Annotated in this window: 21 protein-coding genes; 11 read left to right on the forward strand and 10 right to left on the reverse strand. The window is 57.7% G+C overall.

Going from position 1 to position 21,872, the window contains the following annotated elements:
* Nucleotides 1-2: 2 nt before the first annotated feature.
* Nucleotides 3-1,214, forward strand: a complete 1,212-nt coding sequence (locus IEX01_RS08840) for a diguanylate phosphodiesterase (protein ID WP_188723743.1) — start codon at nt 3-5, stop codon at nt 1,212-1,214.
* Between the two features lie 13 nt (nt 1,215-1,227).
* On the opposite strand, the gene IEX01_RS08845 is transcribed toward IEX01_RS08840, so the two are convergent.
* Complete coding sequence (locus tag IEX01_RS08845; protein ID WP_188723689.1) at nt 1,228-2,049, reverse strand: hypothetical protein; 822 nt, start codon at nt 2,047-2,049, stop codon at nt 1,228-1,230.
* Nucleotides 2,050-2,375: 326 nt separating this feature from the next.
* Here IEX01_RS08845 and treA point away from each other — a divergent pair, with 326 nt between their 5' ends.
* Together treA and IEX01_RS08855 are read left to right on the forward strand one after the other, a co-directional pair.
* The gene (treA, locus tag IEX01_RS08850) at nt 2,376-4,301 is read left to right on the forward strand and encodes an alpha,alpha-trehalase TreA (RefSeq protein WP_188723690.1); all 1,926 of its coding nucleotides are present in this window, start codon (nt 2,376-2,378) and stop codon (nt 4,299-4,301) included.
* Between the two features lie 185 nt (nt 4,302-4,486).
* Nucleotides 4,487-6,604, forward strand: coding sequence for a TonB-dependent siderophore receptor (locus IEX01_RS08855; protein ID WP_188723691.1), 2,118 nt, complete (start codon nt 4,487-4,489; stop codon nt 6,602-6,604).
* 45 nt (nt 6,605-6,649) lie between these two features.
* On the opposite strand, the gene IEX01_RS08860 is transcribed toward IEX01_RS08855, so the two are convergent.
* A complete protein-coding gene (locus IEX01_RS08860; RefSeq protein WP_024555705.1) occupies nt 6,650-6,904 on the reverse strand; it encodes a GlsB/YeaQ/YmgE family stress response membrane protein in 255 nt (84 codons plus the stop codon).
* A 218-nt stretch (nt 6,905-7,122) separates the two neighbouring features.
* Between IEX01_RS08860 and ycgR the strand changes: the two genes are divergently transcribed.
* Nucleotides 7,123-7,854: a flagellar brake protein YcgR gene (ycgR, locus tag IEX01_RS08865; RefSeq protein WP_024555706.1), complete on the forward strand. Its 732-nt coding sequence runs from the start codon at nt 7,123-7,125 to the stop codon at nt 7,852-7,854.
* On the opposite strand, the gene emtA is transcribed toward ycgR, so the two are convergent.
* Nucleotides 7,855-8,466, reverse strand: coding sequence for a membrane-bound lytic murein transglycosylase EmtA (gene emtA / locus IEX01_RS08870; protein WP_024555707.1), 612 nt, complete (start codon nt 8,464-8,466; stop codon nt 7,855-7,857).
* Nucleotides 8,467-8,583: 117 nt separating this feature from the next.
* Here emtA and ldcA point away from each other — a divergent pair, with 117 nt between their 5' ends.
* On the forward strand, nt 8,584-9,522 hold the full coding sequence (gene ldcA, locus IEX01_RS08875) for a muramoyltetrapeptide carboxypeptidase (protein ID WP_048888650.1): 939 nt from the start codon (nt 8,584-8,586) through the stop codon (nt 9,520-9,522).
* Between the two features lie 73 nt (nt 9,523-9,595).
* Complete coding sequence (locus IEX01_RS08880; protein ID WP_024555709.1) at nt 9,596-11,329, forward strand: potassium/proton antiporter; 1,734 nt, start codon at nt 9,596-9,598, stop codon at nt 11,327-11,329.
* A gap of 96 nt (nt 11,330-11,425) precedes the next feature.
* Here IEX01_RS08880 and IEX01_RS08885 read toward each other — a convergent pair whose 3' ends face one another.
* Nucleotides 11,426-11,596 (reverse strand): hypothetical protein, encoded by a 171-nt coding sequence (locus IEX01_RS08885; protein WP_167541508.1) that lies wholly within the window; start codon nt 11,594-11,596, stop codon nt 11,426-11,428.
* Nucleotides 11,597-11,725: 129 nt separating this feature from the next.
* Between IEX01_RS08885 and IEX01_RS08890 the strand changes: the two genes are divergently transcribed.
* Nucleotides 11,726-12,076 carry a hypothetical protein gene (locus IEX01_RS08890; RefSeq protein ID WP_188723692.1) on the forward strand — a complete coding sequence of 117 codons (351 nt, stop codon included), beginning with the start codon at nt 11,726-11,728 and terminating at the stop codon, nt 12,074-12,076.
* A 60-nt stretch (nt 12,077-12,136) separates the two neighbouring features.
* Here IEX01_RS08890 and dadX read toward each other — a convergent pair whose 3' ends face one another.
* Entirely contained in the window at nt 12,137-13,207 is a 1,071-nt protein-coding gene (gene dadX / locus IEX01_RS08895) for a catabolic alanine racemase DadX (protein ID WP_024555711.1), read from the reverse strand.
* 14 nt (nt 13,208-13,221) lie between these two features.
* The gene (locus IEX01_RS08900) at nt 13,222-14,520 is read right to left on the reverse strand and encodes a D-amino acid dehydrogenase (RefSeq protein ID WP_188723744.1); all 1,299 of its coding nucleotides are present in this window, start codon (nt 14,518-14,520) and stop codon (nt 13,222-13,224) included.
* 321 nt (nt 14,521-14,841) lie between these two features.
* Between IEX01_RS08900 and IEX01_RS08905 the strand changes: the two genes are divergently transcribed.
* Nucleotides 14,842-16,377 (forward strand): SpoVR family protein, encoded by a 1,536-nt coding sequence (locus tag IEX01_RS08905; protein ID WP_024555713.1) that lies wholly within the window; start codon nt 14,842-14,844, stop codon nt 16,375-16,377.
* Nucleotides 16,378-16,420: 43 nt separating this feature from the next.
* Here IEX01_RS08905 and fadR read toward each other — a convergent pair whose 3' ends face one another.
* Entirely contained in the window at nt 16,421-17,140 is a 720-nt protein-coding gene (gene fadR / locus IEX01_RS08910; RefSeq protein WP_024561561.1) for a fatty acid metabolism transcriptional regulator FadR, read from the reverse strand.
* Between the two features lie 202 nt (nt 17,141-17,342).
* On the opposite strand from fadR, the gene nhaB reads away from it, so the two are divergent.
* The 3 genes from nhaB to IEX01_RS21565 all read left to right on the forward strand — a co-directional run bounded on the left by nhaB (nt 17,343) and on the right by IEX01_RS21565 (nt 19,854).
* Nucleotides 17,343-18,890, forward strand: a complete 1,548-nt coding sequence (gene nhaB / locus IEX01_RS08915) for a sodium/proton antiporter NhaB (RefSeq protein ID WP_188723693.1) — start codon at nt 17,343-17,345, stop codon at nt 18,888-18,890.
* Nucleotides 18,891-19,021: 131 nt separating this feature from the next.
* Complete coding sequence (gene dsbB / locus IEX01_RS08920) at nt 19,022-19,555, forward strand: disulfide bond formation protein DsbB (RefSeq protein ID WP_024555716.1); 534 nt, start codon at nt 19,022-19,024, stop codon at nt 19,553-19,555.
* A gap of 209 nt (nt 19,556-19,764) precedes the next feature.
* Complete coding sequence (locus IEX01_RS21565) at nt 19,765-19,854, forward strand: hypothetical protein (RefSeq protein WP_229701823.1); 90 nt, start codon at nt 19,765-19,767, stop codon at nt 19,852-19,854.
* 36 nt (nt 19,855-19,890) lie between these two features.
* On the opposite strand, the gene IEX01_RS08925 is transcribed toward IEX01_RS21565, so the two are convergent.
* The 3 genes from IEX01_RS08925 to IEX01_RS08935 form a co-directional block, all read right to left on the reverse strand.
* Nucleotides 19,891-20,418, reverse strand: a complete 528-nt coding sequence (locus IEX01_RS08925) for a tyrosine-type recombinase/integrase (RefSeq protein WP_024555717.1) — start codon at nt 20,416-20,418, stop codon at nt 19,891-19,893.
* 221 nt (nt 20,419-20,639) lie between these two features.
* The gene (ycgN, locus tag IEX01_RS08930; protein WP_024555718.1) at nt 20,640-21,086 is read right to left on the reverse strand and encodes a cysteine cluster protein YcgN; all 447 of its coding nucleotides are present in this window, start codon (nt 21,084-21,086) and stop codon (nt 20,640-20,642) included.
* A gap of 89 nt (nt 21,087-21,175) precedes the next feature.
* The gene (locus IEX01_RS08935) at nt 21,176-21,835 is read right to left on the reverse strand and encodes a fumarylacetoacetate hydrolase family protein (RefSeq protein ID WP_024555719.1); all 660 of its coding nucleotides are present in this window, start codon (nt 21,833-21,835) and stop codon (nt 21,176-21,178) included.
* Between the last annotated feature and the right edge of the window lie 37 nt (nt 21,836-21,872).

Raw genomic sequence — 21,872 nt, forward strand, 5'->3', positions numbered from 1 at the left:
GCATGTTGTCCACCCTGATTTACCGCAGCCGCCTGAGCCCCGGATGTTGCCCTGAAGCGCTGAGCCAGATAGTGGCGCAAGCGCAGACTCGCAACGCGGCGTTGCAGATAACGGGCATTTTGCTTTTCGACGGCGACTACTTCCTGCAGGTGCTTGAAGGGCCAGACAGCGCCGTAAATCTGGTATACGCCAGCATCCGTCGCGACCCGCGCCACTACAATCTGGTCGAGCTGATGCGCGACTACGCCCCGCTGCGCCGCTTCGGCAATCTCGGCATGGAGCTTTTCGACACGCGCAGCTACGCGCAGGGCTCCATTCTGGAAGCGGTGCTGCAAAAAGGCACCTCGCGCTATAACCTGGCTTATGACGACCGGGTGCTGAAATTTATCCGCTCGTTTGTCGAAGGCCAGTGGCGCGCGCATCTGCTGGAGTGTCCCGACTGTCAAAACTGGCGCTTCACATCCCGCGATAACGCCTTCTCGCTTCCGATATCGCTTCACGACGACCAGCCCTGCCAGTTCGCCCTGCAGCCTATCGTAGAGCCGCTAAGCGGGCAGATTAGCTCGCTGGAGGCGCTGATCCGCGGTCCGGACGGCGGCTCGCCTGCCGAGTACTTCGCCTCTGTGCCAGCCGATAAAGTGTACGAGGCCGATCTGGCGTCCAAGAACTACGCCTTCGCGCTGGCGAAACGCATTGGCATTGGCAACCAGAAAATTGCGGTAAACCTGCTGCCGATGTCGCTGGTGATGGTGCCGAACGCGGTAGAGATCCTGCTTGATCAGATTGTTCGCAACGGCCTTATCCCCGAACAGGTGGTGGTGGAGGTGACTGAAGATGAGGTTATCTCCCGCTTCGACGAGTTTGCTATCGCCATTCGACAGCTTCGCTCAGCGGGCATTGCGCTGGCGATAGACGATTTTGGCTCCGGCTTCGCCGGCCTTTCGCTGCTCTCAAAATTCCAGCCGGAAAAGCTCAAGCTCGACCGCAGTCTGGTGAGCGACATCCATATGAATGGCCCGAAACAGGCCATCGTGCAGGCTATCATTAACTGCTGCTCGGCGCTGGAAATCACCATCGTCGCAGAGGGGGTTGAAAAAGCGGAGGAGTGGTGCTGGCTGCAGGCGGCGGGCATTCAGCGCTTTCAGGGTTATCTCTTCGCGCGCCCCTTGCTTAACGGCGTGCCGCCCATCGCCTGGCCGGACAACGCCGCCTGAGGCGGCGTCCGGTTTATGACTTTTTCTCTGTGTCTGTACGATAATGGCAACGGCCCAGGGTGAAGATTTTCTCTTCGCCCACCGCTTTCGCCTGCAAAATATGGTCATCGTCCAGCAGCACCGCGCGGGTACCAGCCGGGATAACGCAAGGCGATTTCGCATAAGTCTCGAAGGTATAAATAAAGTCAGCGCCGAAACGGGTCATAAAGCTGGCGTACCCGTTAATGATGTGGTGCGACATACCGTAAATAAAGGCGCAATAAAACCCGACGCTGATAAACTGCGTCACGCGCGTAACTTTCGGCCAGACCATGGTCGGCGCCTTCGCATTAACCGGCAAAATCACCTTTTTCAGCGAATCATCCACGCCAAGGTAATAAAACCCTATCAGCGGCACGGCGAGCATTATCACAAAGAAAAGCACGCCCATAATCAGCGAAAAGATAAACGGGATGGTGAAGATAGAAAGTATCGCCGTGGCGTTTGGAAATTTTGACGGCTCCACGCCCGTCACGTCGTTGACCACCTGCCCGGCAATGGAAATAGCAAGCGTGGTGCAGAGGCTGAACAGCACCAGAATTACCCCCTTCCCCGCAAGCGTTGCGTACATCTGTTTATAAAGTTGCAGCAGATCGCGCGAGACCGCCAGCGTCCAGAGCACGACCGCGACGCGCAACAGTGAGAGCGTCACCTCATTGAGACCGCTAACAACCCGGGCGGCGACAAACAATGTAAAAACCACTATTGCGTTGAAATGCATACGCTGCATCAGGTTAAGCCGTAGATAAAAGTCGGCGAGACGGCGTAGCGGTGAGGGATACTCCTGTGAAGTCATAAATTACTCCTGGCCTCTTTTTTTCGCCTCATGCTAGTGGTTTAAAGCGCAGGCGACAACCTGACGGCATGCTATGCACCAGTTTTACCGGTCGGCTGACTTCCCGATAAAAAACGTCGACAGGTTTACGCGCAGCGCCCGGCGAGCGTATTCTCGACGTCACGAGGCAACTTCCGCTGACGGTTTTCTGCGCAATAAGTGAGACGGAAAAGCAAAAAGCGGCAGAAAGGGCACCTTATGGTCCTCGTCTCGTCGATATTCGTCTAAGGTTTTCATAGGCTTGATCGCAGCGTCCCCGGCTGCGCATTCGATAAGGAGAATAATCGATGACCCAACCCCTGTTGCGCCGACCACGGACGCTCCTGCTCGCCGTCCAGCTTGGCCTTAGCGGCGCGCTGCTGGCTTTCACCTCGCTGCCCGCCGCCGCGGAAGAGGCGCCCGCCGCCCGCACTTTCCCGCAGCCGCCTGATGCGCTGCTCGGGCCGCTTTTCACCGATGTACAAAGCGCCAAACTTTTCCCCGACCAGAAAACCTTCGCCGACGCGGTGCCCAAAGGCGACCCGTTGATGATTCTGGCCGATTACCGCATGCAGCGTAACCAGTCCGGCTTCGATCTGCGCCACTTCGTTGATGTGAACTTCACCCTGCCCGCTGCGGGCGAAAAATATGTGCCGCCCGCGGGCCAGAGCCTGCGTGCGCATATTGACGGCCTGTGGCCGGTGCTGACCCGCACCACCGATACCGCGGGTAAATGGGATTCCCTGCTGCCGTTGCCCAAGCCTTACGTGGTGCCCGGCGGGCGCTTTCGCGAAGTTTATTACTGGGATAGCTACTTCACCATGCTGGGGCTCGCCGAGAGCGGCCACTGGGATAAAGTGCAGGATATGGTCGATAACTTCGCCTACGAAATCGACACCTGGGGCCATATTCCCAACGGCAACCGCAGCTACTATCTGAGCCGTTCGCAACCGCCATTCTTCGCTTTCATGGTGGAGTTGCTGGCGACGCATGAAGGCGACGATACGCTGAAGAAATATCTGCCGCAGCTGAAAGCGGAGTACGCCTACTGGATGGAAGGCAGCGACACGCTGGCAAACGGCGGTGCCAATAAACGCGTAGTGAAGCTGCAGGATGGCTCGCTGCTCAACCGCTACTGGGACGACCGCGATACGCCACGCACCGAGTCCTGGCTTGACGATGTGATGACCGCCAAAAATAACCCGGACCGCCCGGCTACCGAGATTTACCGCGACCTGCGCGCGGCGGCCGCCTCGGGCTGGGATTTCAGTTCGCGCTGGATGGATAACCCGGAAAAACTGGGCACGATCCGCACGACCTCTATCGTGCCGGTGGATCTGAACGCCCTGATGTATCAGCTGGAAAAAACCCTCGCTCACGCCAGCAAAGTGGCGGGCGACAACGCTGAGGCGGCGCAGTATGACGAACTGGCGAACAAACGCCAGCAGGCCATTGAGGCGAACCTGTGGAACGACAAACGCGGCTGGTACGCCGATTACGATCTACGCCGCAACGCGGTGCGAGATTCACTCACCGCCGCCGCGCTCTTTCCGCTTTACGTGAAGGCGGCAGCGCAGGAGCGCGCCGATAAAGTCGCCGCCGCCACCCAGGCGCAGCTGCTAAAAGCGGGTGGCGTGTTGACCACCACGCAGAAAACCGGCCAGCAGTGGGATGCGCCTAACGGCTGGGCGCCGCTGCAGTGGGGCGCTACCGTGGGGCTTGATAACTACGGCCATAAAGATCTGGCGATGGATGTTACCTGGCGCTTCCTCACCAACGTGCAGCACACCTATAACCGCGAACAGAAGCTGGTGGAAAAATATGACGTCAGCACCACCGGCACGGGCGGCGGCGGCGGCGAATATCCGCTGCAGGATGGTTTCGGCTGGAGCAACGGCGTAACGCTGCGCATGCTGGACCTGCTGTGCGGCGATAAAACGCCATGCGACAACGTACCGGAAACGCGCCCTGCCGCCAGCAACACCGCAAGCGCTGCGAAGCCTTCGCAGAGCAGCGCCAGCCAGCCGCTGACGGGTAACGCCGCGCAGAACGACGCTTCCGGCAGCCAGCCGCAACCTGGCGCGTCGGCGCCGCTCGCAAACGGCCCTGCACAAACCGATGCGGCTAAACCGTTGACCGGCAATCAGCCGCAAAGCGGCGCGCAGACATCCAGCACACCTGCTGGCGGGCAGACGCAAAACGCGGCCACGCCTGAACCCGCCGCCGCGCAGTAAGCGCCTGTAAGCCCTCCTGCGGGAGGGCTTTTTTCACGCTCCGTCAGCCAGCTTATCGCTCACGCATCATAAGGTTATCGTCACTTCCCCTGCCAATTTTGATACTTGAACCCTCAGGCCATTAACGATAATAATTCGCATTCGTTATTACACGGTCGCCCTCTGGCAACTCCGGGAACAAGATTATGAGAATGGCATTAACCTTAACGCGCTCCGCCAGTTTGTGCGCGCTGGCGCTGAGCGCGCCGCATGCGTCACTGGCTGAAGACACCATCACCGTCAGCGCCGCGCCGGCGCAAACCGCCACGTCACCTACGCAGGGATACACCGTTAAAACCAGCAGCGGCGCAACCAAAACCGACGAGCCGCTTATCACCACCGGCCAGTCGGTTTCCGTGGTGACGCGCCAGCAGATGGAAGACCAGGGCGCAAGCACGTTTACTGAAGCGCTGAACTACACCCCTGGCGTCTTCTCCAATATCGGCGGCGGCGCAACGCGCTTTGACGCCCTTGCCCTGCGCGGCTTCCACGGCGGCGACGTGGATAATATTTTCCTGGACGGCATGCGCCTGATGAGCGACGGCGGCAGCCACAGCATTTTGCAGATTGATCCATGGTTTATCGAGCGCGTGGATGTCATCAAGGGCCCGTCGTCCGCTCTTTACGGACAAAGCATTCCGGGCGGCCTGGTGAACCTCACCTCCAAACGCCCGCAGTTCAGCGCTGAAGGTCATTTCCGCCTTTCTGCCGGTACGCAGGAGACCAAAAGCGGCGCCTTTGATTATACCGACGCCATTAACGACCAGTGGGCTTACCGTATCACCGGCATTACCCGCAATACCGATACGCAGTACGACAACACGCGTGAAGAGCGTTACGCCATCTCTCCTTCTCTGCTCTGGCAGCCTGATAGCGACACCAGCCTGCTGCTGCGCGCTTATTTGCAAAAAGATCCCTCCGGCGGCTATCACGGCTCTTCGCCGATTGAAGGATCGCTTTATTCGCATAACGGCCGCAAAGTCAGCAATCACTATAACGAAGGGGATCCGGGCGATGGTTACCAGCGTCGCGAGCAGATCTACAGCTACGAGTTCGATCATCGCTTTGATGAGATCTGGTCGGTACACGCCAGCGGCAGTTATACCCATACTAATGTCGGGCTCGACCAGGTTTATCAGAACGGCTGGATTGACGACAGCAACCTGCTGAGCCGCGGCTACGTGGGTTATCAGGAGTCGCTGGACGGCTGGTCGACCGACAACCGCCTGCAGGCGCAGTTCGCCACCGGCGAGGTGGACCATAACGTCATTCTTGGCGCAGAGTACCACCGCTTTCGTAATGACATTCTGGGCGAATACGGCGACGCCGCGCCGTTCAACCCTTTCACCGGCGCTACCGCGCAGACCGGGCATACCGTCACCAGCAGCGACGATTTTAACCGTCGCTACTATCAGGCAGGCGTCTATTTGCAGGATGAGCTGACGTGGAACCGCTGGCATGCGACCCTTTCGGGCCGCTATGACCGCATCGTGGCGCGCCAGTACAGCAATGCTTACGGCACCGGCTACCGTCGGTCCGACGATCATGTCGGCGGTCGCGCTTCGCTGCTTTATGCTTTCGACAACGGCCTTTCGCCTTACCTCAGCTACAGCCAGGCGATCACCCCTTCCATTCTCTACGATGCCAACGGCGCGCTGCTTAAGCCAAGCACCTCGGAGCAGTATGAAGGCGGCCTGAAATACCAACCGCCGGGCACGTCGGATCTCTACACCGTCGCCATGTACGATTTAAAGCAGAAAGATGTCTCCCAGCGCGACGAGAACATTGCCACCGCCACTTACCAGGCGGCGGGCGACGTGCATTCTCAGGGCGTGGAGCTGGAAGCGCGCAATCAGATTACGCCTCGCCTGAGCACCATTGCAGGCTACAGCTGGAACCGGGTGCGCTTTGAAGATTCTCTGGGTGGCAAAGACGGCAACACGCCGCTGCTGACCCCGGACCAGATCGCCTCGTTCTGGGCGCATTACCAGTTCGACTACGGCATCAGCGCGGGCGCAGGCGTGCGTTACATTGGCAAACAATGGGCAGACGATCAGAACAGCAACCGCGTGCCTTCTGTCACGCTGGTGGATGCAATGGTGAAAGCCGACTTAGGCGCCTGGAACAGCGCGCTGAAAGGCGCATTCGTCCAGGTCAACGCCACTAACCTGACCGACCGGGAGTACGTTTCTGGCTGTTACACCACCAACTGCTACTGGGGCGCAGAGCGCTCGGTGGTGGCGACCGTGGGCTACGATTTTTAAGGCAAAAAAAACGGCCCGCAGGGGCCGTTTTTTGATGGCTGATGATTAGTGGCGACGAACCATGCGGAAGATAGCCAGCACCACGATGGCGCCCACTACGGCCACGAGGAAGCTCCTTAGGTCGAAGCCCGTGACATCGCCGCCAATGCCAAACAGGGTCGCGAGCCAGCCGCCAACCACGGCGCCGACAATACCCAGTACGCAGGTGAGAATAAAACCGCCGCCATCGCGACCAGGCATAATCAGCTTAGCGATAATGCCTGCGATAAGACCAAATACAATCCACGCCAGGATACCCATAGTTTCTCCATCCTCTTAGGTTGTGTTGCAAAAAACGCCTGCGGCAAAGCCAGTGCGCCGCGGGCAAGTACTTCAAGTATAGGCACTAAATCAAAAAAGGGTGGATTAGGTGATCGCGTAACGCTGCGAGAAAAAAAAACGGCGCGTGTATTAAGATTTTTCTCAGCACGCCGATAACCGTGCATATCACTCTGTCAGAATTCGAGGAAGAACAGGACGTGAGTAATTACAGTGAGCAGTTTCTGAAGCAAAATCCCCTTGCGGTGCTTGGCGTGCTGCGCGACCTGCAAAAAAGCCAGGTGCCGGTGCGTCTTTCCTGGGCTAACGGGCAGTTCATCAGCCGCATACTGGACGTCACGCGGGAGCAGCTGGTGCTCGATTTTGGCAGCCAGAGTCTGGAAAACCAGGCGGTGCAGAGAGCCAGCGCCATCGTCTTTGTGGCCGAGACCCAGGGCGCCAAGGTAGAGTTCGCGCTGCCGCCGCTCTCTGTGCAGGATTACCAGGGGCTGCCCGCTTTCGTCACCCCGCTGCCCTCTTCGCTCTGGTTTGTCCAGCGCCGCGAGTATTTCCGCATTAGCGCGCCGGTGCAGCCGCTCTACTTTTGTCGCGCGTTACTGCCGGACGGCAAGCTGCTGCGTTTTCGCCTGCAGGATCTGTCCCTTGGCGGCATGGGCGCGCTGGTGGAAGGCCCGTTGCCGGCAGGGCTTGAAGCGGGTGCGATGTTCTCGCAAATCGATATGGATCTGCTGGAGTTTGGCAAGTTTCGCTTCGACGCCCAGCTGATTTCGGTTTCCGAGCGCACGGTGGTGGGCAGTAAGAACGAGACGGTGTCCACTCCCCGCCTGAGCTTTCGGTTTCTCAACGTCAGCCCGGCGGTGGAGCGGGAATTGCAGCGGATTATCTTCTCGCTTGAGCGGACGGCCCGCGAAAAAGCGAGCCGGGTGCGCTGATTACATGGCGTTCATCGCCTGCTGGATCTTCCAGAGGTAGCGCGGAGCCTGCGGCGCCGGGTGATGTTTCGCGACATGCTCGATAAACTCATCCGGGCTGAGATCGTTAATCTCTTCTATCGCCGCTTTACGATCTGAGGAGAAGGTGCGCAGCAGCGCGCCTGCGCCGTTAACGTAAGAGACCACCAGCGCGTATTGCATGACTTCCGGGTCCTCAATGCCCTTCAGCACGCCGTGCTCCAGAATGCTCAGGTAGGCGGTGCCCATGGAGATGTTACGCTCCGGGTTTTTCAGCTCGCTGGTGGAAGGCTGGCCTTGCCAGCCCATATAGCGGTAGACCTCGCGCCCGGCGGTGGAGGCCTTAAGCTGCATCAGCCCTACCGCGTTGGATTTGCTCACCAGCGTTGGGTTGCCGCCCGACTCCACGGCGATGATGGCCGTGATAAGCCGCGGGCTGACGCCCCACGCCTGCCCCGCCTGCTGGCTTATCGGCAGCCACTGCATGGCGCGCTTTGTCGGCGCTTCGGCATTCCACGGCGGGTTTTTATAGTCAGAAGTGCTGCTGCATCCGGCCAGCACCAGCACAAGGATAATCAACCATCTCAATTTCACGCGTTATTCCCTTTCCATGTTAAAAACAGGCCATCTGCGGCACGGCGCTGCGGATGACAACCGACAAGGTTAGCGGCATGATAACGGTTTCACATCTGAATTCAGCAAGGATTTGCCATGTCCGTTTTTCATCTGATAGCGCCGTCGGGTTACTGCATTAATCAGGAGGCGGCCACGCGCGGCGTAGCGTTTCTCGAACAGGCGGGCCATCGCGTGGAAAATCAGGGGGTCATTCGCCGTCGCGCTCAGCGCTTCGCCGGTTCCGACGACTGCCGTCTGGCTGATTTACAGGCGCTGGCGGAATTGTCTGAAAGTGAACGCATTGTGCTGGCCGTACGCGGCGGATACGGGGCGAGCCGTCTGCTTGAGCGGCTGGATTTCGCCGCGCTGGCGGCGCGCCAGCAGCGCAACCCGCTGCTGATTTGCGGCCACAGCGACTTCACGGTTATCCAACTGGGTCTGCTGGCCGCAGGCGATGTCATTACCTTTAGCGGTCCGATGCTGGCGGGAAACTTCGGCGCGCCGGAGATGAACGATTTTACCTGGCGCCACTTCTGGCAGGCGCTGACGGCGCCGCGCTTTACGCTGCAATGGGAAAGCGACGCGGCCCCTTGCGAGGCGCAGGGCAAAGTCTGGGGCGGCAACCTCGCGATGCTGGCGTCGCTTATCGGCACGCCGTGGCTGCCTGACATTCAGGACGGCATTCTGGTGGTGGAAGATATCAACGAACACCCGTTCCGCGTAGAGCGCATGCTGCTGCAGTTGCATCACGCAGGCATTCTTTCCCGTCAGCGGGCGATTATCCTCGGCAGCTTTACGGCGGCGAAGCCCAACGACTATGACTGCGGTTACGATCTCGACGCCGCCATCGCCCTGCTGCGCGAGCGCATCAGCGTGCCGATAGTAACGGGACTGGCCTTCGGCCACGAGCAGGAAACCGTAACGCTGCCGCTCGGCGCCTGGGGCGAGCTGGCGCACGACGGCAAGCAGGCGCGGCTTACGCTGAGCGGTCATCCCGTACTAAATAATGTAGAAAAAAACCATTCAGCAGGCTAATTATTCAAATTGACCCGACATAATTATGTTACGGTTTTAATTCACCACGAACCTCAGAAGGAGACCAGCAACTTTGGACGCCGGGACGATTATCAGTTTGTTTATCTTGGGTTCCGTTTTAGTAACCTGCAGTATTTTATTGAGTTCTTTTTCATCCCGTCTTGGCATACCTATCCTCGTTATTTTCCTCGCTATCGGCATGCTGGCGGGGGTGGATGGCGTTGGCGGCATTCCGTTTGATAACTATCCTTTCGCGTATCTGATAAGTAACCTGGCGCTGGCGGTGATCCTGCTTGACGGCGGCATCCGCACGCAAGCAAAGTCGCTGCGCGTGGCGCTCGGTCCGGCGCTTTCGCTCGCCACCGTCGGCGTGCTTATCACCTCCGGGTTAACCGGCGTCGCCGCCGCCTGGCTGTTTCACCTCGATTTAGTCGAAGGGCTGCTGATTGGGGCGATTGTCGGTTCAACCGACGCCGCCGCGGTCTTCTCGCTGCTCGGCGGCAAAGGGCTTAACGAGCGCGTCAGCTCGACGCTTGAGATGGAGTCAGGCAGCAACGATCCGATGGCGGTGTTTCTCACCATCACGCTGATTGAAATGATTCAAAAGCATGAGACTGGCCTGAGCTGGATGTTTATCGTCGATATCATCCGCCAGTTTGGCTTAGGCATTGTGATTGGCCTGAGCGGCGGCTACTTGCTGCAGCAGATGATTAACCGCATCCCGCTGCCTTCCGGCCTTTACCCCCTGCTGGCGTTAAGCGGCGGCATTTTGATTTTCTCGCTGACCACCGCGATGGACGGCAGCGGCATTCTGGCGGTTTACCTCTGCGGCTTTCTGCTCGGCAACCGCCCTATTCGCAACCGTTATGGCATTCTGCAAACCTTTGATGGGCTGGCCTGGCTTGCGCAGATTGGCATGTTCCTGGTGCTCGGCCTGCTGGTTACGCCGTCGGATCTGCTGCCTATCGCCATTCCGGCGCTGCTGCTCTCCATCTGGATGATTTTTATCGCCCGTCCGCTTTCGGTGTTCGCCGGGCTACTGCCGTTTAAAGGCTTTCACCTGCGCGAGCGCGTGTTTATCAGCTGGGTTGGGCTGCGCGGTGCGGTGCCAATCATTCTGGCGGTGTTCCCGATGATGGCGGGCCTTGACCGCGCCAACCTCTTTTTCAACATCGCCTTTTTCGTGGTGCTGGTGTCGCTGCTGTTTCAGGGCACCTCGCTTGGCTGGGCGGCGAAAAAAACCAAAGTGGTGGTGCCGGAGGCGGGTCGTCCCATCTCCCGCGTCGGGCTGGATATTCACCCGGAAAACCCGTGGGAGCAGTTTATCTTCCAGCTCAGCGCCGACAAATGGTGCGTGGGCGCGGCCTTGCGCGACCTGCATATGCCGAAAGAGACGCGCATTGCGGCGCTGTTTCGCGATAATCAGCTGATGCACCCCACCGGCAGCACCCGGCTGCAGGAAGACGACGTGCTGTGCGTGATTGGCCGCGAGCGCGACCTGCCGGCGCTCGGCAAGCTCTTTAGCCAGTCGCCGCCCGTGGCGCTCGACCAGCGCTTCTTCGGCGACTTTATTCTGGAAGCGGATGCGAAGCTTGCCGACGTGGCCTTTATCTATGGGCTGGAGCCGGAGGAATCGGTAGACACCGAGCAGACGATTGGCGAGATGGTGCTGCGCCAGCTTGGGGCCGCTCCCGTGGTGGGCGACCAGATTGATTTCGCGGGCGTCACCTGGACGGTGGCGGAGAAGGAAAACAACCAGATCCGCCGCATCGGCCTGAAAATCGTCGAGGACGAAGCGGAATCCTGACAGCCGCCAGAAGCGCCGCGCCGTAAATAACAAAGAGGGTCTGACGACCCTCTTTTTTTGTCTGCGCGTAAGGTACGGGGCATGACCGGGAAGCGCTTAGCCTTTTGGCTCGATGCCGTTCGCCAGCAGCGCTTTACGCAGGGTGCGCTTGATCCAGGTCGCCAGCGAATGGTCCCCCTCTTTGCGCGCCTGCTCTTCCAGCTGGGCGCGGAACGCAGGAGACAACCGAATCTGATACTGGTCGGTTTTGGTTTTTTCTGTGGACATGATGATGACGGATGACCCGCTTTTGCGTTGTAATTACACTGTATTAAAAAATGAATCACCAAAGAGCGAAGCCCAGAGATGTAGGCGCATCAAAGGGCTTCTGACCACATCATTACAAGGATTAATGTTATGGCTACGACGGATGTTAACACGAACCCATATCAGGAAATAAGCGCTGGCGGCGATATCCACTTTTCGGACATGGCTTCGGCGCTGGTGAACATCAGCTTTGCGCAGATGAGCAACGCGGAGTGTTTGCAACTGATGCAGTGTTGCCAGGAGACCCACGCCGGGCTTTGCCACTGCCTGGCTTTGCTGGGCGAAACGCTCAGCAACCCGACCCGCGTGGAAGAGGCAGGCGCGCAGAACCAACAGCGCTTAGGCCATTCCCTTTACGCCATCGGTCTGCTGGCGCCGGCGTTGAACGCGCTGGAAAGCTTTTTACAGGCGGAGTTGCGGGAGAGAACGGCCCGTTATTAACAGGGCCATAAAAGAAAAAGGGAAACCGGCAGGTTTCCCTGTAAGCCTGAACAGCAAAAGTTACACTGTCACCACCGGCACACGCGGCGCTAACGCCGTCAGCAGTTCATAGCCCACCGTACCCGCCGCGCTTGCCACGTCATCAACCTTGATGGCGTTGCCCCACAGCTCCACCGGACTGCCGATGCCCGCCTGCGGACAGGGCGTTAAATCTACCGCCAGCATATCCATTGAGACAGTGCCGACAATGCCTGTGCGTACGCCATCGACCAGCACCGGCGCGCCGTCCGGCGCCTGGCGCGGGTAGCCGTCGGCGTAACCGCAGGCGACGATGCCGATGCGCCGCTCCTGGTCTGCGCGGTAGCGGCTGCCGTATCCGACCGTCTCGCCCGCTTTCAGGTTTTGAATGCCGATTATCTCGCTCTTTAAGCTCATCACCGGCTGCAAACCGCTGGTGGCGATATCCCGCCACTGCCCGCTCGGCGAAGCGCCATACAGCGCGATGCCCGGGCGAACCCAGTCGAAATGGGCCTGCGGATGCCAGAGCGTGGCGGCGGAATTGGCGAGCGAGCGCGGGGCGTCGATGCCCTCTGCCGCCTGCCCGATGCGCCGCATCGGCTCGTCGATGCCGTCGGGTTTATCCGCGTCGGCGAAGTGCGCCATTAGCGTTAGCTGGCCGACGTTTTTAATGTCGCGCAGCTGCTGCCAGACGCTGTGCACCCGCTCCGGGGCAAAGCCGAGTCGGTTCATGCCGCTGTTGATTTTCAGGTACACATCCAGCGGCGCGTTAAGCTTCGCGTTCGCCAGCGCCTTCACCTGCCAGTTGCTGTGCAGGCTGGTGGTCAGGCGATATTTATCAAACAGCGCCAGCTCGTCGGCGTGGAAAAAGCCTTCCAGCAGCAGGACAGGCCCTTTCCAGCCGCGCTCGCGCAGCAGAATAGCCTCTTCCAGATTCAGCATCGCGAAACCGTCCGTGGCGCCGAGCGCGGACCAGACGCGATCCAGTCCGTGGCCGTATGCGTTGGCCTTCACCACCGACCAGACGCGAGAATGCGGCGCGGCGCGGCGCACCACCTGCAGGTTTTGACGCAGCGCCTGCAGGTCGAGACTCGCGACGATGGGACGTGACATGCTTGCTCCTTAGGTTACTGATGCGCGCCGTGCAGGCGATGCGAAGAAGATGGCGTAAAGTCCGGGCGATAGCGCGCCACGCCGAGATCGTCAAACGGAATGGCGGGGGTGCGCCCGGAAATCAGGTCGCTCAGCAGTTGCCCGGAGCCACAGGCCATGGTCCAGCCAAGCGTACCGTGACCGGTGTTAAGCCAGAGATTTTTAAACGGCGTGCGGCCCACCACCGGCGTGCCGTCCGGCGTCATCGGCCGCAGCCCTGTCCAGAACTGCGCCGCTTCAATTTTACCGCCGCGCGGATAGAGATCGCGCACCACCATCTCCAGCGTTTCGCGGCGCGGTTGCAGCAGTTCGGTGTTGAAACCGACGATTTCCGCCATGCCGCCCACGCGGATCCGGTTGTCGAAGCGGGTAATAGCAATTTTGTATGTTTCGTCAAGCACCGTGGAGACGGGCGAGCCGCTCTCTTCCGCCACCGGAATGGTGAGCGAATACCCTTTGAGCGGATAAACCGGGATATCGACAATGCCCTTCAGCATGGCGGTGGAATACGAGCCGAAAGCCATTACGTAGCCATCCGCTTTTACCACCTCTTCGCCGCATTTCACGCCGTAAATGCGCTGACCTTCATAAAGCAGGCGGTCCACGGGGGTATTGTAGCGAAACACCACGCCCGCCTCTTCGGCCATTTTCGCCAGTCGCTGGGTGAAAAGCTGACAGTCGCCGGTTTCGTCGTTAGGCAACTGTAAACCGCCGGTCAGCTTGTGGGCGACTCCCGCGAGCGCCGGCTCCACTTCCGCCAGCTGGGCGGATTCCAGCAGACGATAAGGCACCCCTTCGCTTTGCAGTACTGCGATATCCCGCGAAGCGTTTTCATACTGCTGAGCGGTGCGGAAAAGTTGTAACGTGCCGCCCTGACGTCCTTCGTACTGAATGCCGGTGCTTTCACGCAGCGCTTTTAAACAGTCGCGGCTGTATTCGGCCAGGCGCACCATGCGGCCTTTATTCTGCATGTAGTGGCGGGTGTCGCAGTTGCGCAGCATTTGCCACATCCACTGGAGCTGGAAACGGGTGCCGTCGAGGCTTATCGCCAGCGGCGCGTGGCGCTGGAACATCCACTTAATGGCTTTCAGCGGCACACCAGGCGCCGCCCAGGGCGCGGCGTAACCGGGGGAGATCTGTCCGGCGTTGGCGGCGCTGGTTTCCAGCGCCGGGCCGGGCTCGCGGTCGATTACCGTTACGTCATGGCCTGCCTGTCGTAAATACCAGGCGCTGGTGACGCCCACTACCCCACTTCCCAGCACGACTACATGCATAATCACTCCGATTCCAGATTGAAGAATAATTAACTGCTTACAAATTGATAACCTGGATGAAAATGTTATTCAACATATGGCTTTTTTATGGTGACTCATTTCACACCTTTTCCCACCAGCACAGGCGGTTGAGATTCAGAAGGTCCTGCTTCGGTTAGATTAGCGACAAGATAAAATGCTGCCGACGCCGCTTTTTTCCGATAGCCGGGATCGCAAAATCGCGTAGAAAAAATTTTGGCGCGTCGTTCAATTTTCCGCTGTGTTCTATGCTTGAAATGAGGCCCTTCTCCAGACGAGGGCCGCTAACAATGAGGGCGCGCTATGGCTACCGTAACTGATCCCACCACCAAGGATACCCGACGTCTGAGCGATGGACCTGACTGGACGTTTGATCTGCTGGATACCTATCTCGCCGAGATTGACCGCGTAGCGAAACTCTACCGGCTGGAAACCTATCCGCATCAGATTGAAATCATTACCTCCGAGCAGATGATGGATGCTTATTCAAGCGTCGGCATGCCGATTAACTATCCCCACTGGTCATTTGGTAAAAAGTTTATTGAAACGGAGCGACTCTACAAACATGGGCAGCAGGGGCTGGCCTATGAAATTGTGATTAACTCAAACCCCTGTATCGCCTACCTGATGGAGGAGAACACGATCACCATGCAGGCGCTGGTAATGGCGCACGCCTGCTATGGTCACAACTCCTTTTTTAAAAACAACTATTTGTTCCGCAGCTGGACTGACGCCAGCTCGATAATCGATTACCTCATCTTCGCCCGCAACTATATTACCGAATGCGAAGAGCGCTACGGCGTAGTGGAAGTGGAAAAACTGCTCGACTCCTGTCATGCGCTGATGAACTACGGCGTGGATCGTTATAAACGCCCGCAGAAAATCTCTTTGCAGGAGGAGAAAGCGCGGCAGAAGAGCCGCGAAGAGTATCTGCAAAGCCAGGTGAATATGCTCTGGCGCACCCTGCCGCGTCGTGAAGAGGAGAAAACGATAGAAGCGGCGCGCCGTTATCCTTCCGAGCCGCAGGAAAACCTGCTCTATTTTATGGAGAAAAACGCACCGCTTCTGGAGCCCTGGCAGCGTGAGATCCTGCGCATCGTGCGTAAAGTCAGCCAGTATTTCTATCCGCAAAAACAGACGCAGGTGATGAACGAAGGGTGGGCCACGTTCTGGCACTACACCATCCTTAATCACCTGTACGACGAAGGCAAAGTGACCGAGCGCTTTATGCTGGAGTTTTTACACAGCCACACCAACGTGGTGTTCCAGCCGCCTTACAACAGCCCGTGGTACAACGGCATTAATCCCTATGCGCTGGGCTTTGCGATGTTCCAGGACATCAAGCGCATCTGCCAGTCGCCGACGGAAGAGGATAAATACTGGTTCCCGGACATCGCCGGCTCCGACTGGCTCGACACGCTGCATTTCGCCATGCGCGATTTCAAAGACGAGAGCTTTATCAGCCAGTTCCTGTCGCCGAAGGTGATGCGTGATTTCCGCCTGTTTACGGTGCTGGACGATGACCGTAATAACTACCTGGAAATTTCCGCTATTCACAATGAAGAGGGTTATCGGGAGATCCGCAACAAGCTCTCGGCGCAGTACAACCTGAGCAACCTTGAGCCGAATATCCAGGTGTGGAACGTCGACCTGCGCGGCGACCGTTCGCTGACGCTGCGCTACATTCCTCATAACCGCGCGCCGCTGGACCGGGGCCGTCGGGAAGTGCTCAAGCATGTGCATCGGCTGTGGGGGTTTGACGTTATGCTGGAGCAGCAGAACGAAGACGGCAGCATCGAGCTGCTGGAGCGCTGCCCGCCACGGCTCAACAGCCTGTAACGCGAAAAAGGCTTCCCGAAGGAAGCCTTTTTACTGTCTGCGCTTAGCGACTGTGCATCGCCAGATCGCCCGGCAGGTTTTTCTGCATGCGGTGCCAGATTTCCCCGCTGTCGCGACCGTAGGCGCGTACTACATTGTAAACCGCTTCGTAATCGCCTGCGTCACACAACTTCGCCAGATGATGGTAGAAACCGAGCGCCAGGCTGCGCGCTTCGGGGCTTGAAAAATAGTGGCGCCCGATGCGGGTATACAGCCCTTTCATGCCGTTCAGTATGAGGCCGTAAATGGGGTTGCCTGAAGCAAAAGCCAGACCGCGGAAAATGTTGTAATCCAGCTCTGCAAACGCATCCGCGTGGTCTTCCACCTCGCTGGCCGTGGCGAGCACCTGCTGCGCCTGATCGGGATGAAGCCGCAGCGCGGTGCGAATAAAAATGGTTGAGATATTGGTGCGCACCGACAGCAGGTTGTCGATAAGCTGCGGCACGCTCTCGTGATCGAGACGCGCCAGCGTTTCCAGAATGTTAAGCCCCGAGGTTTCCCAGAAATTATTAACCTTCGTCGGCTTGCCGTGCTGAATAGTCAGCCAGCCATCCCGAGCAAGGCGCTGTAAAACTTCACGCAGCGTTGTGCGTGTTACACCAATAAGTTCAGAGAGTTCGCGTTCAGCAGGCAGAATAGAACCGGGAGGAAAACGGTTATTCCAGATGCTTTCGATAATGTACTCTTCCGCGAAACCCGCTGGGCTCTGCGCCTTTATAACCATAATGCGATTTCCATTACACCTATGCAAAATTCACTCATCATACCAGATGAGGTTTAGCACAGATAGCGCAGCAGCTGGTGAAAAAAGGGATCCTGGTTTACTTTTTGCTAATTACCGTCGGGCTTTCACAGTTGCCTGACCAGGCGTGGGCCGTTACTCTTCTCCCTTCAAAAAAGATCTGCTGTTACTGCAAGGACTACGCATGGAAATGTCATTCAGCCGCGCCTTTTACCGCAATTTTCTCGGCCAGTCGCCGAACTGGTATAAGCTGACGCTGCTTCTGTTTTTGATACTCAACCCGCTGGTGTTCTGGGTTAACCCTTTTATCGCTGGCTGGATGCTGGTGGCCGAATTTATTTTCACGCTGGCGATGGCGCTGAAATGCTATCCGCTGCTGCCAGGCGGGCTGCTGGCCATTGAAGCGGTGATGATTGGGATGACCACGCCCAATCATGTCCGTGAAGAGCTGGCCAACAATCTAGAGGTGATCCTGCTGCTTATCTTCATGGTCGCGGGCATCTATTTCATGAAGCAGCTGTTGCTGCTGATTTTTACCAGGCTGTTGCTTGGCATTCGTTCTAAAGCGTTGCTCTCGCTCTCTTTTTGCTTCGCCGCCGCGTTTTTATCCGCGTTCCTCGATGCGCTGACCGTTGTGGCGGTAGTGATTAGCGTCGCGGTCGGTTTTTACGGCATTTATCATCGGGTTGCCTCTTCACGCGATGAGCATCAGGATCTGCTTGATGATTCCAACATCGACAAGCAGCAACGGGAAGACCTGGAACAATTCCGCGCCTTTCTGCGCAGCCTGATGATGCACGCTGGCGTCGGCACCGCGCTTGGCGGTGTTATGACTATGGTAGGGGAACCGCAGAACCTGATAATCGCCAAAGCGGCGGACTGGAGCTTTGTTGATTTCCTGCTGCGCATGGCGCCAGTGAGCGTGCCGGTGCTGCTTTGCGGCCTGCTGACCTGCGTTCTGCTGGAGAAAACCAAAACCTTTGGTTATGGCGCTACGCTGCCTGAAGAGGTGCGCACGATTCTGCGTGACTACGATCAGGAGAGCGCGCGCAAACGCAGCCCGCAGGATCGCGTGCGGCTTCTCGTGCAGGGCGTTATCGCCGTATGGCTTATCGTTGCGCTGGCGCTTCATCTGGCGGAGGTAGGACTTATCGGGCTTTCCGTCATTATTTTCGCCACCGCGCTTTGCGGCGTGACTGACGAGCACGCGATCGGCAAAGCCTTTACCGAAGCGCTGCCTTTTACCGCGCTGCTGACGGTCTTCTTCGCCGTTGTGGCGGTGATTATCGACCAGCATCTTTTTGCGCCGATTATCCAGTTTGTGCTGGACGCCTCGCCTCACGCGCAGCTTTCGCTTTTCTATCTCTTTAACGGCCTGCTGTCGTCGATTTCCGATAACGTCTTTGTCGGCACCGTTTATATCAACGAAGCGAAGAACGCGCTGCAGCAGGGGGTTATCGACGTGAAGCAGTTTGAGCTGCTGGCGGTGGCGATTAATACCGGCACCAACCTGCCTTCGGTCGCCACGCCGAACGGCCAGGCGGCGTTTCTGTTCCTGCTTACCTCAGCGCTGGCGCCGCTTATCCGTCTCTCCTATGGCCGGATGGTGTGGATGGCGCTGCCCTATACCCTTGTGCTAACGCTGGTCGGGCTGCTGTGCGTGGCTTACCCGCTGACGCCCTTCACCGAATGGCTGCTGGCGCATCAGTGGATATCCACCCCATCGATGTAATTTTTGGGCCCTTTAGGGCCCAAAATTTCCCTTACGGGCAGGCTCTTATCTCTATTTTTTCGCTACGCTAGTGGCGCGGAAAATGAATTGGTTTACACTGCCCGTTCAACGCATCCTGCAGGGAAATAACTATGTTGCGATTTTTAAACCAATGCTCACGAGGACGCGGCGCCTGGCTGCTGTTAGCATTGACCGCTTTTGCGCTCGAAATGGTGGCGCTGTGGTTCCAGCATGTCATGATGCTGAAGCCTTGTGTTTTGTGTATTTATGAACGATGCGCGCTGTTTGGCGTAATGGGCGCCGGGCTTGTGGGCGCCATCGCGCCGAAAACGCCGCTGCGTTTTGTGGCTATCCTTATCTGGCTTTACAGCGCCGTGAAAGGGTTGATGCTCTCCTATGAGCACACCATGGTTCAGCTGCACCCTTCCCCGTTCGCTACCTGTGATTTCGCCGCGCGGTTCCCGACGTGGCTGCCGCTGGATAAATGGCTGCCGCAGGTGTTTGTCGCAAGCGGCGACTGCGCAGAGCGCCAGTGGTCTTTCCTGTCGCTTGAAATGCCGCAGTGGCTGATGGTTATTTTCGCCGCTTATCTGCTGGTGGCGGCGCTGGTGGTTATCGCGCAGTTTTTCAAACCTAAAAAACGCGACCTTTTCGGCCGCTTCTAATCTTTTTGCCGCCGGCTATCCCCGTCAGGCGGATAGCCGGCTGGTCTGGCAGCAGCTTTTTGTCTTTCAGGCGATTAAGGCGGCGTGAGGTAAGTCTGCATCTTGCGCAGGATGGAGCCGGATGATTCCTGGAGTGCTCATTGCCGCCTGGCTTGTTGCGGCGAAGCCGTCCTACACTGAAGTGAACCTTGATAATGACAGGAGGACAGATGCGAGCTTACAAACTTAACGTCGAAAAAGATAACCCAAACGACGCGCCGGAGTCCGGGGATAAAAAACCGACCCCGACTAAAAAATAAGAGAAAAGGTCGCTCCGGCGGCCTTTTCTTTTTACTTCACGCCGCCTTCGTCTTTTCCTCATCAGCGCCCAGCCACGCCCGCGTATAGGCGGCGTCATGGTGGTTAAGCATTACGCTGATAAATTCCAGATCCGCCCCTTGGGTCAACAGCTGCATGGCTCGCGTTTTGCGCGCGCTCTGGCTGCTGACATTTTTCGTCGTCACCTTTGCCGCCGCCTGGCGCAGCGCGGCGTTAAAAGCGATGATGGTAATCGCCTTCGGCTGCGCCTTTACGCGGTTGGAGTGGCTCTGGAATAGATAAACATCTTGCGGGTAACGCTTCTGGCGTTTAGTGATAACGCTCATCGCTGCTTCATTTAAGGCCAGCGCCCGATTCCCGCGCTTCTCATCGGCCCGGATGCGGCTGTTTTCAATATCATCGAAGGTCAGCGTCAGCACTTCACCAATTTTTAACGGCGCATGGTAGAGAAAATACCAGAGGTCAGAATAGGTAGTGTTGTGACTGAGCAGCGCTTCGTGGATCTTCCAGAACTCAAGCGGAGTCAGAGCTTCGGCTTTAGCCATTGTGATATCACTCGCGTTGGTCTGAAAATGACGCCCTGGCGTCGTTTCAGACGAGACAAAACCACTACCTTGCAGGTAGCGATGGCGCAAAAAAGGCCGTCTGGCCCGTCTCTTTTTAATAACGAAACCGAGGAGGCGGTGATATCGCGCGTTCGGATGAGAACGCAGGCGGTGGGTGGTACTTCCTGCGCTCTCAGCGTGAAAGCGCAGGCGGGAAAAGGTTATTCAGCCCAGTCGGGCTTATTGAGTATGTGATCTTGCCAGTCAGTCACTTCCGACTCTTTTACCGCGATATGGCGCACGGAGATGCGCTCAGCGTGCATAGCGGCTTTCGAACCGGTGCGCAGCGGGTGCCACAGCGGCAGATTTTTGCCTTCGGCTAACAGGCGGTAGGCACAGGTAGGCGGCAACCACTCAAAGGTCGGCAGGTTTTCCCGCGTCAGTTTGATGCAGTCAGGCTCGAAGTCGAACCGACGCTCATAGTTACGGCACTGGCAGGTTTTGATATTAAGCTGACGACAGGCGACGTTGGTGAAATAAATTTCATCCGTATCTTCATCCATCAGTTTATGCAGGCAACACTGACCGCAGCCGTCGCAGAGAGATTCCCACTCCGCGTCGCTCATTTCGTCCAGTTTCTTTTGCTGCCAGAAAGGCGTTTCGTTCATACCGGTGTCCGCAAAGCAAATTCAGCTGCACCTTATAAACAGTATGGACGCCTGATGCAAGTTTTGCCGCCCCTGCGGGCGGCAGAAGATTACAGCACGCGAGTACTGAGGCTTTCGCCATTGAAGCGCACTTCCAGTTCATCGCCACTGGCGAGCGGCCCTACCCCTTCCGGCGTGCCGGTGAGGATAACGTCGCCTGCGCGCAGCGTAAAGAAACGGCTCATGTAGGCAATCAGCGGCACAATCTTGTGGATCATGTCAGCGGTTGTGCCGTTCTGGCGCGTTTCGCCGTTAACGATAAGGCTTAGCGGCGTGTTTTGCGGATCGGACTGAAATTCAGCCACCGGGATGAACCCTGAAACCGGGCACGAGTTATCAAACGCTTTCGCCTTTTCCCACGGCTGGCCCGCTTTTTTCATTTTGCTCTGCAAAGAGCGAAGGGTCAGATCCAGCGCCACGCCGTAACCGGCAATCGCTTTAGCGACATGTTCAGGCGTGGCCTGCTTAAGCGTCGCGCCAATAAGTACGGCCAGTTCCACTTCATGATGCACATCGCCAAGCCCCTGCGGCAGCGCCAGCGGCTGGCGCAAATCGCAAAGCGCGGTTTCCGGCTTCAGAAACAGCACCGGCTCTTCCGGCGTGGCGCTGCCCATCTCTTTAATATGTTTGGCATAGTTGCTGCCTACACAGACCACTTTGCTCACCGGAAAATCAAGCAGCGCGCCGTGCCAGTTATGATGTTGGTACATGTCTTTCCCCTGAATCGAGCTCATTGTCCGAAAAATG

It is taken from the genome of Franconibacter daqui (assembly GCF_014644275.1).
Lineage (GTDB): Bacteria > Pseudomonadota > Gammaproteobacteria > Enterobacterales > Enterobacteriaceae > Franconibacter > Franconibacter pulveris.